Consider the following 13,937-nt stretch of genomic DNA (forward strand, 5'->3'; position numbering starts at 1 on the left):
AAGCTGCCCATTCACGCGCGGGTGGCGGCTGCTGTTGTAGGAGCGGGCTCGCCCGCGAAAAGCCCAGCTGCAGCCCCTTAGTGACGGCGCTCGACGATATAGCGCGCCAGCGCCCGCAGCGGCTCGGCGCTTTCACCGAACCCTTCAAGTGCGACCAGCGCCTGGTCGCGCAGTTCGATCGCATAGCCCTTGGCGGCCTCCAGGCCGAGCAGCGCCGGGTAGGTCGGTTTGTCGCGGGCGATGTCGGCGCCCTGGCGCTTGCCCAGGGTGGCGGTATCGCTCTCGACGTCGAGGATGTCGTCCTGCACCTGGAAGGCCAGACCGATGGCCTGTGCATAAGTCTGCAAGGCATCCAACTGGGTGGGCTCGGCACGGCCGCTGGCCAGGGCGCCGAGGCGCACGCTGGCCTCGATCAACGCGCCGGTCTTGTGTCGGTGCATGTACTCCAGTGCGTTCTGGTCGAGCTTCAGGCCGACCGAGCCGAGGTCGATGGCCTGGCCGCCGACCATGCCGGCGGGGCCGGCGGCCTTGGCCAGGGCCTGGACCATGGCCAGGCGAATGGCATCGGTCTGCGGGCTCAGGCGGGTATCGAGCAGGGCGCTGAAGGCCAGGCTCTGCAGGCCGTCGCCAGCGAGAATGGCGCAGGCTTCGTCGAACGCCTTGTGGGTGGTCGGCTGGCCGCGGCGCAGGTCGTCGTCGTCCATGGCCGGCAGGTCGTCATGCACCAGCGAGTAGGCATGGATCAACTCCACTGCGCAGGCCGCGCCGTTGGCCTGCTCGGGCGCAACGCCGAAGGCTTCGCAGGCGGCGTAGGCGAGCAGCGGGCGCACGCGCTTGCCGCCGTTCATCACGCTGTAGCGCATCGCCGCGTAGAGCCGTTCGAGCTCCTTGGACGGCGCCACGAACAGCGGTTCGAGGGCCGCGTCGACGCGTGCCTGGCACTGGGCCTGATAGGTGCTGATCATGCCTCCGGTTCCGCATCGAAGGGCTGGGCGGCCAGTTCGCCGTCTCGCTCCAGGAGGATCTGCACTTTCTGTTCGGCCTGGGCCAGTGCGCCCTGGCAGTCGCGGGTCAGGGCAATGCCCTGCTCGAACGCTGCCAGCGACTCTTCCAGCGACAGTTCGCCGGTCTCCAGGCGCTCGACCAGGGCTTGCAGGTCGGCGAGGGATTGTTCGAAATCGATGGAGGTTTTCTTGCGGGCCATGGCGACTGTCTCGGTGGCGTTTTTAACGGCGCGACACTAGCAGAGCGGGGCGGGGGGAGCAAATTGCGGTGCCTCCCGGAAAGCCATTCCTTGGTAGTATTTTGTTGCATTTGTGCTTGAGTTTTCTTATTGCAATTTGAGACGTGGTCGGATTGTGACCCCACTGGGGCTCTGCCATAATCCCGCCCGCTCTGGCCTGGGCATCTTGATGGCCTCGGGCAATCCCCCCTTCTCGACGTCACGTAACGGACTACGTTGTGAGCTTCCTTTCGATCGAATTCGGCCTCTGTTTCACGCTCTTCTTCATTGTCTACTGGAGCCTTTGCTGGAGCCTGCGCCTGCAGAACCTGTTGCTGCTTGCGGCCAGCTACGGGCTGGTGGCGAGTTTCAGCCTGCAATCGTTGTACATCCTGCTTGGCTACAGTGTGCTGGTGTACCTGCTGGGGTTGCTGGCTGCGCGCCAGCCCGGGCGCTGGTTCAATGGCGTGCTGCTGCTGGCGCTGGTGTTGGGGTGTTTCTACCTGTTCAAGTACCAGGAGTTCTTCGCCGCCAGTGTGCAGGGCGCATTCGCGGCTGCCGGGCTCGAGGTGTCGCTGCCGGTGCTCGAGCTACTGGTGCCGATCGGCCTGTCGTTCTATGCCTTCCATTCGGTCAGCTACCTGGTGTCGATCAACCGCGGTGAGATGGCCTCGGCGCCGCCACTGGACCTGGCCCTGTACCTGGCCTTCTTCCCCAGCCTGATCGCAGGTCCGGTCAATCGTGCGGCGCACCTGCTGCCACAGATCCGCCCGCAGGCCATGCGCGAAGTACTGGAGCCGCAACGGGCGCTTGGCTTGATTGCACTGGCGGTGGTCAAGCTGTTCCTGCTCAGCGGCTGGCTGGGCAGCCAGTGGGTCGATCCGGTGTTCGAAACCCCGGGCAGCTTCACCCCCGAGCAGGTGCTGCTCAGCGTCTATGGCTACAGCTTCCTGATCTATTTCAACTTCAGCGGCTACACCAACCTGGTCACCGGCATCGCCCTGCTGCTGGGTTTTCGCCTGCCGGACAACTTCAACGCGCCTTATGCCGCGCGCAATCTCAAGGAGTTCTGGGGGCGCTGGCACATCAGCCTGTCGCGCTTCATTCGTGACTACATCTACATCCCCCTGGGCGGCAATCGCAAAGGGGTGTGGCGCGGCAACCTGAACATGCTGCTGGCCATGCTGATCTCCGGGCTGTGGCACGGCGCGAGCCTGAATTTCATCCTCTGGGGCGCGCTGCATGGAGTGGGGCTGGCGCTGTACAAGCTGTTCGAGCAGTTGTGGCCGGGCTTTGCGCGCCTGCCGGGCAGCGGGCTGCTGGCCCGCTTGCTGACGTTCCACTACGTGGCCTTCGCCTGGATCTTCTTCCGCAGCCCAACCCTGGATGGCGCCTGGGAGATGCTGGGCGATATCGCCCAGGTCAGCCTGGTCGGGCTCGACTCGGCCACCGGTGTAGCGCTGCTGGCCTGTGTGCTGTACGTCGCCACGTATCCACAGTGGCTGGCGACCCTGCGCCAGGGCTTTTCTGCCAGCCAGCGCCTGCCCTGGCAACTGTACCCACTGCCACTGGCGATCTTCGTGTCGCTGGTGATCTTCGCGTCGCAATCGGGTGTGCCGGGGTTCATCTATGCAAGCTTCTGATATCCGCCAGCTGTTCCAGGTGCAGATGGGCGCGGCGCGCACGCTGTATGCCCTGGTGGTCGCCACAGGGCTGCTGTTCTGGCTGAACCAGGACTCGATTAGCCTGTATTGCCAGCAGAAGTATCACGACAGTTGCGAACTGCCGGTGCTGGGGCAATTGCCAGCCTGGCGCCTGGGTGCGGGCCTGACCGCTGCGCTGGAGCAGGGCCGTGACAGCTTCCTCGACAGCCTGAGCGGGCAAGCCACGGTGGCGCAGGCGCCGCCTGTGGTCGAACTGCCGGCGCCGATGCCGGTGGTGAGTGTCGATCTGCAGGCCCCTGTTGCCAAGCCTGTGCATGTCGCCGCAACTGCCGCGCACCCTGTCGCGCCGGTGCAGGTGCCAGCGGCGGCTCCCGTGGTCGTGAAGCCGCCGGTGGCGCAGATGGTCGCACCGGGCACCCTGGCGTCCCTGGCGGCGGGCGATGAAGTGTTCCTGGTGGGCGATTCGCTGATGCAGGGCGTCGCCCCGCACCTGGCCAACAGCCTGCGCAAGCGCTACCAGATCCATACCATCAACCTCAGTCGGCAGAGCACCGGGCTTGCCTACCCGGGCTTCTTCAACTGGCCGAAGACCGTGGCCGACACCCTCGCCAGCGCGCCGAAGATCCGCCTGATGGTGGTGTTCCTCGGCCCTAACGACCCGTGGGACATGCCCCAGGGCAAGGGCAAGCCGTTCCTGCGCTTCAAGTCGCCGGAGTGGGAAGTGGCCTACCGTGAGCGCATCGACGCGATCCTCGAGCAGGCCCGCGAGCACAATGTCCAGGTGATCTGGGTCGGCCCGCCGAACATGGAGAAGTCGCGGCTGTCGACGGCCATGAACTACCTCAGCGGCCTTTATCAGGAGCGCACCGCGCAATTCGGCCAGCACTACGTCTCGGCCAACCCGATTCTCGGCTATCCCGACGAGCAGTTCTCGTATACGGTGCAGACGCCGGAGGGCAAGCGGGTCAAGGTCCGGGTCGACGACGGCATTCATTTCACCATCACGGGCCAGAAGATGATCGCCGCGCAGGTACTGTCACTGATCAGCTTCCCGGTCCTGACTGCAACAGGACATTGAGATGCGCCTATGGCATCACCTGCTGGGCGTGGCGCTGCTGATCAGCGCCTTGCCCGCGTGCAGCACCGGCGCCAGCGCGCCACCCCAGCCTGCGGCCAAGCCCGCCGTTGTCGCCAAGGGGCGCGACGACGGCAACCTCGCGCTGCTCGCCGGCAAGTTTCGCAACGCCGGCCGTGCGCCCATTTCCATCGTTCAGCTGGGTGATTCGCACACCGCTGCCGACCTGTTCAGCGGTGAGCTGCGCAAGCTGCTGCAGGCCCGCTATGGCGACGGTGGCATTGGCCTGGTGCCGGCTTCGCCGGTGCCGGGAATTCGCAACGACCGGGTCATCGTCACCAGCGAGCGGCGCCAGTGGGAGCTGGTTTCTGCGCGCAACCAGCAGAGCAGCCAGTTTCCGTTGGGTGGCTACCTGTCGCTGCCGGTGGTCGATCGCCCTGGCGTGAAGATCCAGGCCCGCGACCCCGACGAACAACGCTACCGGATCTCGGCGCTGTACCAGGCAACGCGCAGCAGCACGCTGGTGGCCAATGGCAGCCAGCGCCGCATGTTGCCGGCTACCAATGGTGAGTGGCGCTTCAGCCCGGCCTTCATCAATCTTGGGCTGCCGTTGCAACTGAGCGTGGAAGGCGCCCAGGGCGTGGCGCTGGGCGGCTGGTATATCCAGGGGCAGAAGAACGCCGGGGTCACCTATTCATCGTTGGGTATCAACGGTGCACGGCTGGAGGTGGTGGACAAGTGGCAAGCGGGTTGGCAGGGCACGCTCAAGGCGTTGCGGCCTGACCTGGTGATCCTCGCCTACGGCACAAACGAAGCCTTCGATGACAAGCTCGACCTGGCGCTGTACCAGTCGCAGCTGGACGCCACCCTGGCCCGCTTGCGCCAGGAAATGCCCAAGGCGGCCATCCTGCTGGTCGGGCCGCCCGATTCGATCAAGCAGCGCAAGGCCGCCAGTTGCGCGGCGCGCCAGCCGCAGCCGCTGGCGAGCGTGATCCGCATCCAGCGCCAGGCGGCGCAGAAGTACAAGGCGCTGTTCTGGGATTGGCAGGCAGAGATGGGCGGGCCGTGCTCGATCGCCGCCTGGCAGGCCAGCGGCCTGGGGCGGCCTGACCTGGTGCACCTGACCGCCGATGGCTATCGCAAGAGTGCGGCGATGTTATACGCCTACCTCAAGGGGCAGCTGGGGCTGCGCTGAGCGCCGCCCTTAAAGATACAGCGCGGCTCCTGCAAGGGGCCGCGCTGCAGGTCAGGCGGGCTGCGCCTCAAGTTCGAGCATCGCTTGGCGATAGCGTGCCAGCTCCTCGATGGTCACCAGCGGCAGGTTGTACTGGCGCGCATACACCGCCACCTGCTCGCCCCGGGCCATGCTGCCGTCGGGGTTCATCAGCTCGCACAGCACCGCCGCTGGCCGCAACCCGGCCAGGCGCGCCAGGTCCACCGAGCCTTCGGTATGGCCGCGGCGGGTCAGCACGCCACCATCACGCGCACGCAACGGGAACACATGGCCAGGGCTGACGATATGACGCTGCTCGGCGGTCGAGCGCAGTGCGGCCTCGATGGTGGTGATCCGGTCCTGGGCCGACACGCCGGTGCTCACGCCCTCGGCCGCCTCGATGGTGACGGTGAAGCCGGTGCCGTGGCGGGCCTGGTTGTTCTGCACCATGGGTGCGAGCTGCAGGGCATCGACCGTGGCTTCATCCAGGCACAGGCAGACGATGCCGCTGCAATCGCGAATCATCATGGCCATGGTCTGCAGCGACAGGTTCTCGGCTGCGGCGACGATATCGGCTTCGTCCTCGCGATCGTCGTCGTCGAGCAGCAGTACGGGGCGCCCGGCCTGGAAGGCGGCGATGGCGGCGGTGACGTTGGGGAATTTCGAGTGGTGCAAGGTGGACATGAAACGCTCCTCGTGAATGATCGATGAACGTCTCGGGGCGAACAAAATGCGCGCGCAAGGGCGCCCGATGGCCCCGCGCTTGCGCCTTCTTTCATCCGGACTATGACCGTCGGCTCTGGAGTCTCACCAGATCTGCTGACCCCCGGCATGGCCGGGGCGCTCGCGGGCTCATCTTTCGATTTACCGCCGGTGGGGACTTTCACCCCGCCCTGAAGACCGGCGGAGCATACCGCAAACCGACCGTTTGCTGGCAAGCCCTGCTTAAGTCGATGCCCGCCTTCCCCTTAATCCTTGTAGGAGCAACTGTCTTGCTCAAAAAATCTGAGGCCTGCTCAATCCCCTGTGGGAGCGGGCTTGTCCCGCGATCGGGCGCGAAGCGGCCGCAATCCAAGCGACGATCTTTTCCTGAAAAACCTCGGGGCCTGGTTTTACGGCCGCTGCGCGCCCGATCGCGGGACAAGCCCGCTCCTACAGGGGTTAGGCCGGTCTTTGGGTTTTGAGCAAGACAGCTCAGTGCAGCCTGCCGCGCTCGACATCCGTCATCAGTGCTTTGGCAAAGGCGCTCAGGTAGTCGGCGGCGGTCAGCAGCCGGTTGTCCTGCTCCATCAACCCTTCGTGCAGCAGGTGGCGGATGCAGGCGAGCAGGTTCATCACTTCGTCGTAGGCGTGTTCGGCGGGGATGCCGGGCAGGATGCGGAACATGTCCACAGGCGGGTTGCCGGACTCGTGGAACGTTTCCAGGCCAGCAGTCAGGAGAGGTGGGTCGGGGACGATCTTTTTCATGGCTTTACTCCTTTAGGCAAGGGAGCCGCCACAATCTTTCTCAAGGATTTTGGGTGGCAGCCGTGCGCGGGGTGAGAAACCGAGGGAGTAAAAAACTCGGCCAGACCGAAGTCTGCCCGCGCGCGGCTGCCATAAAGACATGCTCTTTTACTCATCAACGGGTTCTCACACCCAGCCGCGAACATCGCGACCCAGGGACGTTATTCCTGAGGTGATTTCCCGACAACAGAGAAGCTTCGGCAAGGCGCGTAGGATACTTCCCAAGCCGCTTTGACTCGAAGCATTTGGTTTCACATTGGGAAATGTCCTACGGCCTAGCTGTCACCCCTGACCCTTCACCTGCTGCCAATCCAGGCCGAATCGCGCCAGGTATTTGCGCAGGCGATCGGCGTCGTTGGGGTTGGCCTTCTCCTGGCGCGACACAGCGAACAATTGGCGCCCGGCCTCGGACAGGCTTGCTGCGCGGCGACAAACGTCGATCACCGCCTGCAACTGCACCTGGTCGAACAGGTCCAGTTCGCGTCCGGCCAGTACCGGCTCGCTCTGCGCCTCCAGTCCCCAGGCATGACGCAAACGGTCGATCTCCTCTGCCACCAGGGCTTCGTCTATTCGCCCGCTGTCGGCCAGTGTCGCCATGCGCGTGATCGAGGCCGACAGCTCGCGGAAGTTTCCAGCCCAGCGGGCTTCGCTGGCATGGGCGAAGGCCATGTAGCTGCGCTTGGCCTCGAGGTTGAAACGCACCTGTCGGCCTTGTTCGCGGGCATGGCGCTGCAACTCGAAGTCCAGGTTCGGCTCGATGTCTTCGCGCCGCTGCGCAAGCCCCGGCAGGGCGAAGGTCCACAGGTTGATACGGGCGAACAGGTCTTCGCGAAACGAGCCTTCGGCGACCTTGGCGCGCAGGTCGCGATGGGTGCCGGCGATCAGTTGGAAGTCGCTCTGCACTTCGCGATCCGAGCCCAGCGGGAAGAAGCGCTTCTCTTCGATGGCCTTGAGCAGCATGGCCTGCTCGTCGGCGCCAAGCTCGCCGATCTCGTCGAGAAACAGCATGCCGCCGTCGGCAGCGCGCAGCAGGCCATCGCGGGCGTTCTGCGCACCGGTAAAGGCGCCCTTGGCATGGCCGAACAAGGTCGACATCGCGCCATCGCCGCGCAAGGTCGCGCAGTTGACCTCGATGAACCGCCCCTGCAACTGGTGACGGCCGCGCTTGAGCTCGTGAATGCGCCGGGCCAGGAACGACTTGCCGGCGCCGGTAGGCCCGACCAGCAGGATCGGTGCCTTCGAGCGCAGGGCGACGCGCTCGATCTGTTCGATGGTGCGGTTGAATGCCGCGTTGCGCGTGGCAATGCCCGACTTGAGCAGCGATTGCGCCTCGACCTGCTCGCGGCGAAAGCGCGAAGCGATCAGGTCGTAGCGCGACAGATCAAGGTCGATCAGCGTGGCGATACCGGCCGGATCGCTGGCTTCGTCGTGCTTGCGTGAGGGCGAGGTCTGCACCAGGCGTGCGGGCAGGTAGCGCGCTTCGGTGAGCAGGAACCAGCAGATCTGCGCGACATGGGTGCCGGTGGTGATGTGCACGAGATAGTCCTCGCGCTCGGTGTCGAAGGGGTAGCCGCTGGAGAAGTCGTGCAGGGCGCCATAGACCTCTTCGAAATCCCATGGGTTACGCAGGCTGAGCGGGTGCAGTCGCACCTCGGTGTGGGGTGATACCTGCTGTACGTCGGTACGGATGCGTTCGGCCAGGCTGATGTCACGTACACCGGGGCCGTGAATCAGTTCCAGGCGATCGAGCGGCAGGTCTGGCTGGCGGCACAGGCCGATCGTGGGGCGCCAGCGGTTCCAGCGTGCGGCGCCCTTGCCATTGCGGTCGAGGGTGGTGCCGAGAAAACCGATGGCAACACGGGCTTTGCTCATGGAGTTATCCCAAAAGATAAAGTCTTATCCAAGCATATATGAATAATCGAGTTTTCTGCCGCCACTAAAATTGCCTGAAAATCAGATTAAAAAATAAATCGTTAAAAATCAGTTACCTAAAAAATAAATGGAGCAGTTGCAAAAAGCTGGCATGCCGCTCGCTATATCCCTCTCGACCGAATCGCCAGGCAGGCCCAAGGGCAAGGGGGTGAGACCCCGCTGGTGCACGTACCCACTCAGGTGTCGGTGTCGTGCATACCGCCGCTGCAACGATCGGTCGCCCTGTGCAAGCCGCCACCTGCAGACGCAACTGCCGGGCAGCGGTCTGGAAATCAGCAGCCTCGGGGTGCGCGACATCATCCTGCCGGGCGAGATGAAGACGCTGCTGGCGCAAGTAGTGGAGGCGGAAAAGGCGGCGCAGGCCAACGTGATTCGTCGCCGTGAGGAAACCCAGGCGACGCGCTCGCTGCTCAACACCGCCAAGGTGATGGAAGGTAGCCCGACGGCCCTGCGCCTGAAGGAGCTGGAAACCCTGGAGCGGGTGGCCGAACGCATCGACCGGATCTCGGTATTCGGTGGTCTGGATCAGGTATTGAATGGCTTGGTCAGCCTCAAGGCGGGCTGAGCGAACGCGAGGAACAAGGACATGAACCTGTTGGAAGTGGCCGGCGGCAAGCCGATCAAACTGTGGACCGATGGCGTGCCGGTCGAGGACGACGCGCGTCGGCAATTGATGAACACCGCACGCATGCCGTTCATCTTCAAGCACCTTGCGGTGATGCCGGACGTGCACCTGGGCAAGGGCTCGACCATCGGCAGTGTGATCCCCACCGTGGGTGCGATCATCCCGGCAGCGGTTGGCGTGGACATCGGTTGCGGCATGATCGCCGCACGCACCTCGCTGCACGCGCGCGACCTGCCGGACAACCTGCATGGCCTGCGCAGTGCCATCGAGAAGGCCGTGCCCCATGGCAAGACGTTCGGTCTTCGTGACCAGGGCGCCTGGGGCGAAGTGCCGAGCCAGGCCGACCAGACCTGGGGCCGCCTGGCCGGACGTTTCAAGGTGATCACCGACAAACATCCGCAACTGGAGAAGACCAACAACCGCAGCCACCTCGGCACCCTGGGCGGCGGCAACCACTTCATCGAAGTCTGCCTGGACGAGGCCGACCGGGTCTGGTTCATGCTGCACAGCGGTTCGCGTGGAGTGGGCAACGCCATCGGCAACCTGTTCATCGGGCTGGCCCAGGCCGACATGCGTCAGCACCTGGCCAACCTGCCGGACAAGGACCTGGCCTATTTCGAGGAAGGTAGCCGGCATTTCGCCGACTATGTCGAGGCGGTGGAGTGGGCGCAGGACTTTGCCCGGCAAAATCGCGAACTGATGATGCAGGCGGTGGTGGCGGCGACCCGCAAGGTGCTGGGCAGGCCTTTCGAGGCCAGCCTGGAGGCGGTCAACTGCCATCACAACTATGTGCAGCGTGAGCAACACTTCGGGCGCGAAGTGCTGGTGACCCGCAAGGGCGCGGTATCGGCGCAGAAGGGTGAGCTGGGCATCATTCCTGGCTCCATGGGCGCGAAGAGTTTCATCGTCCGAGGGTTGGGCAACGAAGAGGCTTTTTGCTCGTGCAGCCACGGTGCAGGGCGGGTGATGAGCCGGACCAAGGCCAAGAACCTGTTCACCGTCGAAGACCAGCAGCGTGCCACGGCCCATGTGGAGTGCCGCAAGGACAAGAGTGTGATCGACGAGATTCCGATGGCCTACAAGGATATCGATGCGGTCATGCATGCCCAGCGCGAGCTGGTGGAGGTTGTGCACACCCTGCGTCAGGTGGTGTGCGTGAAAGGTTGAAGCAGGCGCCAGGGGCGCCCTGACAAGGAGTGAAAGTATGTACCAGGACGACCCACATCCACTGTCCGAAGCCATGCGCGTACGGGTGCTCGAAGAACTGCAGCGCATCGAGCGCGAGCATGACGTGACTGTGCTGTACGCCTGTGAGTCCGGCAGCCGCGCCTGGGGCTTCGCCTCGCCGGACAGTGACTACGACGTGCGTTTCGTCTATGTGCAGCGTGCCGAGTGGTACCTGCGCGTGGAGGAGCCGCGCGATGTGATCGAGCGGCCCCTGAGCGAAGAGTTGGACGTCAGTGGCTGGGAGTTGCGCAAGGCCTTGCGTTTGCTGCGAGGTGCCAATCCGAGCCTGCTCGAGTGGCTGGGCTCGCCGTTGGTGTACCGGGCCGACGAGCAGGCCCGTGAGCAATTGAGCGCGCTGGCTCGTGCGTTCTATTCGCCACGCGCAGTGCGCCATCACTACCTGTCGATGGCCCGTAAGAACCTGCGCGGCTATCTGCTGGGTGACACGGTGCGGCTGAAGAAGTACCTCTACGTGATCCGCCCGTTGCTGGCGGTGCGCTGGATCGACCAGGGCTTGGGTATGCCACCGACCGCGTTCACGGCACTGCTCGAGCGAACCGTCGATGAGACGGATGTGCGCCAGGCAATCGATCAGTTGCTCGAGCGCAAGCGCCGGGCGGGCGAGACGCAGCACGGGCCGCGGGATGACGTGTTGCACCGGTTCATCGAGGCCGAGCTGGCGCGGGCCGACACGGTCGAGGTGGCGCGTGGCGAGCGCAGCGACACTGGAGTGCTGGATCGCTTTCTGCTGGAGACGGTCGGGCGGTTTCAGGCGCAGTAGGGTTGAGCCTGTGATTTCGGGGCTGGCGCAGCATCTGTGGGAACGGCGGTTCGCCGCTCCTACAGGAATTGGGCTGGTCTTTAGATTTTGAGCAAGACAGTTGCTGCTACAGGTGTCGGGTCGGGTTGTGGGTGCTCATTCCATACAGCGGCTCCCAGGCCCGGATGCCGCTGTTGATGTTCACGCTGCGCTCCAGGCAGACCCGCTCGCCTTCGAAACTCAGGCACACCCGATCGCGGAATGCCGAGCGCGGGTACACCCATTCCAGCTCCAGTCGATTCGCCGCCACCCAGCGGGCCGTCGCTACCACGGGTGCATCACGCAATGCATAACCATGGTGCAGTTGTGCCCCCGGCAACGAGCTGGTGCCCGCAACCCAATGATCGATCCCGGCTTCGATGCGCTCGCTGCCCGTCGCCTCCACCCACTCCATCACCAGCCGCTCGCCCGCCTGCAACAGGTTGAGCGTTTCGATGCCATGCGGGTTGGCCTCGAGGGCGAAACTCATCCGCGCAGGCAGCGGCTGGGTCGGGCGTGCGAGCGAGCGCAGTGGTCGCTCCTCGGCAAAACGCTGGAGCACCTCGCGTAGCCGTTCGTCGGCCGCGGCCCCGGCTTGCTCGCCGCGCAGCGCCGCGCCTAGATGACGATCGATGAAGGGCGTCACCTGCGCCGACTTCTCCATGGCGCCGAACACTGCCAGCGTGGCGCGCTCGCCGGGGATCGCGGCGGCCATCTGGGCGAACACGCCTACGGCGCTGTAGCCGTTCGCCGGGCGGTCGGTCCACCAGTGATAGCCATAGCGGCTGCCTTCGCCACCCTGGGCGCGCGTTGCCGCCTCCACCCACGCGTGTGGCAGAACCTGCTCGCCATTCCAGCGCCCGCCGTCGCGGTGCAGCATGGCCAGCTTGAGGACATCCACAGGCCGCGCCGTCAGGCCGTTGCCGCCGGGGTTGATGCCTTCCGGGCTGATGTCCCAGTGCTGCGCCTGGAAGCCCAGCGGTTCGAGCAGGCGCGGCTTGAGGTAGTCATGCAGGGTGACGCCTGCGACCTGGGTCAGCACCGCCGAGAGCATGTAGCTGGCGGCGCTGGTGTAGACGAAATCGGTGCCCGGCGCGCTGGTCAGCGGAATACGGAAGAACTCCTCGACCCAACTGCCGTCGATGCCGCGCCAGATCGAGCCGGAAGTGTTGCCGCCGTGGCCGGTGCGCATGGTCAGCAGGTGCTCGACAGTGATCTGTGCGGCGCGTGGGTCGGTGGCGCCTGCCGCCGCTTGCGGGAAGAACTTCGCCAGGGTGTCGTCCAGGCGCAGCAGCCCTTCGTCGATGGCCAGGCCGATGGCACAGGCGGTGAAGCTCTTGGTGATCGAGTGGGTCACCCGTGGCGTCAGCGAATCGTACGGCCAGCGCCAGGCGTCCACCACCAGTACGCCGTCGCGCTCGAGCATCACCCCGTGCAGCTCGAGCCCGGCGTGTTGCACCGCCTCGAGAAAGGCGGCGACCTCGAAGCCATCGATACCGACGGAGGAGGGCAGCCCACGGGGCAGGTCATGGGCGGCAAGCTGATCGACGGTGATTGGCTGGGGCATGGGTAGTCCTCATGATGCGGGGCGTTGTTCAGTCGGCGGTGCGCGGGTGGACCAATCGGCTGTAGGACACCAGCATGCCGATGAAGACCTGGGCCACGCTGGTCAGCGTCGCGTTCTTGCGGGTGATCAGGGCCACGTCGCGGTGGCTCAGGCGCTCCTCGATGGGGATTCTCACCAGCGAGGAGGAGAACAGTTTCAGCGACGGAATGATCGCCGGCTCGATGGTCAGGTAGTCGGTCTCGGCGACGATGTGCAGGGTCTCGAGCAGCGATTCGGTGGTGATGCCGATCTTCGGCATGCCCAGCCCGTGGGCGCGGAACAGTTCGATCAGGCGGCCCTCGGTGCCACCGACCAGGCCGTCGCGTCGCACGCTGATCCATTTGCACTGGGTCAGGTCGCGTACCGAGCGGGCTTCGCGCAGCGGGTGATCCTTGCGGGCGATCACCCCGGCGCGCGAGGCGTGCAGGCGCTGGATGGACAGATCGATTTCATCGACATGCGCAGGCAGGGCGCAGAGGGCGAAGTCCAGGCGGCCTTCGCGCAGCTTCTCGATCAGGATCTTGGTCGATCCGCTGGTCACTTCGAGGCGGGTCTGCGGGTGCTGGGAGGTAAAGCTTTCGAACACCGGCACCAGCAGTTCGGCCAGCGGTTCGGAGGTGACGCCAAGGGCGACATGGCCCTGGGGTTCGACCAGCGCACGGACGTCGGCCACGGCGCGGTCGCAATCCATGAGGATGGCGCGGGCATGGGCGATGAAGCGCTGGCCGGAATCACTGAGCCGGATGCCCTGGTTGGTACGGTGCAGCAACGGGCCGCCGAGTTCGCGCTCCAGGGCCTGGACCGACTGGGTGAGGGTGCTTTGCGCGATGTTCAGTGCGCGGGCCGCAGCCCGGAAGCTGCCCATGTCGACCACGGAGCAGAAGGCGCGCAGGTGGGTCAGGGTCATTGTTGTTCGAACTCCGCCAGGGATGCGTGGGGCCGTGCTTTGTGCGGCCATGTTAGAGAGCGATCGAATAGACCGTCAGTGCGCTTTTGCTGATCCCGATAGCTTTACTGGATCATGCGTGCCGATGTGCTTGTCGCCTGACGACCAGCACAGCATGGCCT

General features: G+C 64.9%; 12 protein-coding genes, 1 pseudogene and 1 riboswitch. Of the genes and pseudogenes, 6 read left to right on the plus strand and 7 right to left on the minus strand.

The window, feature by feature from the left end:
- Window positions 1-77 precede the first annotated feature (77 nt).
- Both ispA and ACK3BK_RS02870 read right to left on the minus strand, forming a co-directional pair.
- A complete protein-coding gene (gene ispA / locus ACK3BK_RS02865) occupies window positions 78-965 on the minus strand; it encodes a (2E,6E)-farnesyl diphosphate synthase (RefSeq protein ID WP_186669194.1) in 888 nt (295 codons plus the stop codon).
- Window positions 962-1,204, minus strand: coding sequence for an exodeoxyribonuclease VII small subunit (locus ACK3BK_RS02870; protein ID WP_411383686.1), 243 nt, complete (start codon window positions 1,202-1,204; stop codon window positions 962-964). Before ACK3BK_RS02870 ends, ispA begins: the two co-directional genes overlap by 4 nt.
- Window positions 1,205-1,461: 257 nt before the next feature.
- Here ACK3BK_RS02870 and ACK3BK_RS02875 point away from each other — a divergent pair, with 257 nt between their 5' ends.
- From ACK3BK_RS02875 to ACK3BK_RS02885, 3 genes are read left to right on the plus strand one after another with little or no spacing between them, the layout of a single operon-like run.
- Entirely contained in the window at window positions 1,462-2,865 is a 1,404-nt protein-coding gene (locus ACK3BK_RS02875; RefSeq protein WP_411383687.1) for an MBOAT family O-acyltransferase, read from the plus strand.
- Window positions 2,852-3,964 carry a DUF459 domain-containing protein gene (locus ACK3BK_RS02880; protein WP_238343325.1) on the plus strand — a complete coding sequence of 371 codons (1,113 nt, stop codon included), beginning with the start codon at window positions 2,852-2,854 and terminating at the stop codon, window positions 3,962-3,964. The genes ACK3BK_RS02875 and ACK3BK_RS02880 overlap by 14 nt, the downstream gene beginning before the upstream one ends.
- A gap of 1 nt (window position 3,965) precedes the next feature.
- Complete coding sequence (locus ACK3BK_RS02885) at window positions 3,966-5,156, plus strand: SGNH/GDSL hydrolase family protein (RefSeq protein ID WP_186669197.1); 1,191 nt, start codon at window positions 3,966-3,968, stop codon at window positions 5,154-5,156.
- Between the two features lie 51 nt (window positions 5,157-5,207).
- Here the strand turns inward: ACK3BK_RS02885 and ribB are convergent, their stop codons facing one another.
- The 3 genes from ribB to rtcR all read right to left on the minus strand — a co-directional run bounded on the left by ribB (window position 5,208) and on the right by rtcR (window position 8,552).
- Window positions 5,208-5,858 carry a 3,4-dihydroxy-2-butanone-4-phosphate synthase gene (ribB, locus tag ACK3BK_RS02890; RefSeq protein WP_411383688.1) on the minus strand — a complete coding sequence of 217 codons (651 nt, stop codon included), beginning with the start codon at window positions 5,856-5,858 and terminating at the stop codon, window positions 5,208-5,210.
- Between the two features lie 79 nt (window positions 5,859-5,937).
- Window positions 5,938-6,079, minus strand: a riboswitch (FMN riboswitch).
- A gap of 289 nt (window positions 6,080-6,368) precedes the next feature.
- Window positions 6,369-6,641, minus strand: a complete 273-nt coding sequence (locus ACK3BK_RS02895) for a DUF3077 domain-containing protein (RefSeq protein ID WP_411383689.1) — start codon at window positions 6,639-6,641, stop codon at window positions 6,369-6,371.
- 321 nt (window positions 6,642-6,962) lie between these two features.
- Window positions 6,963-8,552, minus strand: coding sequence for an RNA repair transcriptional activator RtcR (gene rtcR, locus ACK3BK_RS02900; RefSeq protein ID WP_411383690.1), 1,590 nt, complete (start codon window positions 8,550-8,552; stop codon window positions 6,963-6,965).
- Between the two features lie 316 nt (window positions 8,553-8,868).
- Between rtcR and ACK3BK_RS02905 the strand changes: the two are divergent.
- The 3 genes and pseudogenes from ACK3BK_RS02905 to ACK3BK_RS02915 all read left to right on the plus strand — a co-directional run.
- A pseudogene (locus tag ACK3BK_RS02905) lies at window positions 8,869-9,177 on the plus strand (slipin family protein); the annotation flags it as partial.
- 21 nt (window positions 9,178-9,198) lie between these two features.
- Complete coding sequence (locus tag ACK3BK_RS02910; RefSeq protein ID WP_411383691.1) at window positions 9,199-10,404, plus strand: RtcB family protein; 1,206 nt, start codon at window positions 9,199-9,201, stop codon at window positions 10,402-10,404.
- A gap of 37 nt (window positions 10,405-10,441) precedes the next feature.
- On the plus strand, window positions 10,442-11,245 hold the full coding sequence (locus tag ACK3BK_RS02915; protein WP_411383692.1) for a nucleotidyltransferase domain-containing protein: 804 nt from the start codon (window positions 10,442-10,444) through the stop codon (window positions 11,243-11,245).
- A 106-nt stretch (window positions 11,246-11,351) separates the two neighbouring features.
- Here the strand turns inward: ACK3BK_RS02915 and ACK3BK_RS02920 are convergent, their stop codons facing one another.
- Together ACK3BK_RS02920 and ACK3BK_RS02925 are read right to left on the minus strand one after the other, a co-directional pair.
- Window positions 11,352-12,830, minus strand: coding sequence for a serine hydrolase domain-containing protein (locus tag ACK3BK_RS02920; protein WP_411383693.1), 1,479 nt, complete (start codon window positions 12,828-12,830; stop codon window positions 11,352-11,354).
- A gap of 28 nt (window positions 12,831-12,858) precedes the next feature.
- Complete coding sequence (locus tag ACK3BK_RS02925) at window positions 12,859-13,776, minus strand: LysR family transcriptional regulator (protein WP_411383694.1); 918 nt, start codon at window positions 13,774-13,776, stop codon at window positions 12,859-12,861.
- Between the last annotated feature and the right edge of the window lie 161 nt (window positions 13,777-13,937).

It is taken from the genome of Pseudomonas sp. L7, assembly GCF_046605565.1.
GTDB lineage: Bacteria > Pseudomonadota > Gammaproteobacteria > Pseudomonadales > Pseudomonadaceae > Aquipseudomonas > Aquipseudomonas wayambapalatensis.

Excerpts from the sequence above, each read along its gene's own strand:
- ribB (WP_411383688.1), bottom strand. The coding sequence starts at position 5,858 with ATGTCCACCTTGCACCACTCGAAATTCCCCAACGTCACCGCCGCCATC.
- ispA (WP_186669194.1), bottom strand. The coding sequence starts at position 965 with ATGATCAGCACCTATCAGGCCCAGTGCCAGGCACGCGTCGACGCGGCC.
- ACK3BK_RS02915 (WP_411383692.1), top strand. The coding sequence starts at position 10,442 with ATGTACCAGGACGACCCACATCCACTGTCCGAAGCCATGCGCGTACGG.
- ACK3BK_RS02885 (WP_186669197.1), top strand. The coding sequence starts at position 3,966 with ATGCGCCTATGGCATCACCTGCTGGGCGTGGCGCTGCTGATCAGCGCC.
- ACK3BK_RS02910 (WP_411383691.1), top strand. The coding sequence starts at position 9,199 with ATGAACCTGTTGGAAGTGGCCGGCGGCAAGCCGATCAAACTGTGGACC.
- ACK3BK_RS02925 (WP_411383694.1), bottom strand. The coding sequence starts at position 13,776 with ATGACCCTGACCCACCTGCGCGCCTTCTGCTCCGTGGTCGACATGGGC.
- ACK3BK_RS02870 (WP_411383686.1), bottom strand. The coding sequence starts at position 1,204 with ATGGCCCGCAAGAAAACCTCCATCGATTTCGAACAATCCCTCGCCGAC.
- ACK3BK_RS02920 (WP_411383693.1), bottom strand. The coding sequence starts at position 12,830 with ATGCCCCAGCCAATCACCGTCGATCAGCTTGCCGCCCATGACCTGCCC.
- ACK3BK_RS02880 (WP_238343325.1), top strand. The coding sequence starts at position 2,852 with ATGCAAGCTTCTGATATCCGCCAGCTGTTCCAGGTGCAGATGGGCGCG.
- ACK3BK_RS02895 (WP_411383689.1), bottom strand. The coding sequence starts at position 6,641 with ATGAAAAAGATCGTCCCCGACCCACCTCTCCTGACTGCTGGCCTGGAA.
- rtcR (WP_411383690.1), bottom strand. The coding sequence starts at position 8,552 with ATGAGCAAAGCCCGTGTTGCCATCGGTTTTCTCGGCACCACCCTCGAC.